At 41.0% G+C, this 366-nt stretch carries 1 protein-coding gene; it reads left to right on the top strand.

Annotation, left to right across the window (positions count from 1 at the left end; genetic code table 11):
• Positions 1–339 (top strand): transposase (locus H5058_RS18255; RefSeq protein WP_182679397.1); only part of this gene is annotated, 339 nt, incomplete at its 5' end.
• Between the last annotated feature and the right edge of the window lie 27 nt (positions 340–366).

The raw sequence follows: 366 nt of genomic DNA, 5'->3' as shown, positions 1-366 counted from the left end.
AGTTATATTGGCAAAGCGATAAAATACACGCTTAATCAATGGCCGAAATTAATGCGGTATAGTGAAGATGGCGAACTAGGGATTGATAATAATATTACTGAGCGAGATATTCGGCCGTTTACCACTGGTAGAAAAAACTGGCTATTCTCAAAATCGGTTAATGGTGCTCAGGCCAGCGCGATACTTTATAGTATTGTGATGACGTGTCGTGCTAATGACATCAATCCGTATTACTACTTTGTGCATTTATTTAAAACGTTGCCGAATCGAGATGTGGGTGATGATGATTTTACCGACCTAATGCCGTGGAATGTGCAGCTAGACTTCGATTATAGCTAAGCGCACTGCTTAAATGCGCGCTTACGA

The sequence above is a fragment of the Pseudoalteromonas sp. SR45-4 genome, from assembly GCF_014163535.1.
Lineage (GTDB): Bacteria > Pseudomonadota > Gammaproteobacteria > Enterobacterales > Alteromonadaceae > Pseudoalteromonas > Pseudoalteromonas nigrifaciens.
Note: the sequence above shows the minus strand (reverse complement) of the source record. Positions and strands in the feature narration are given on the sequence as shown.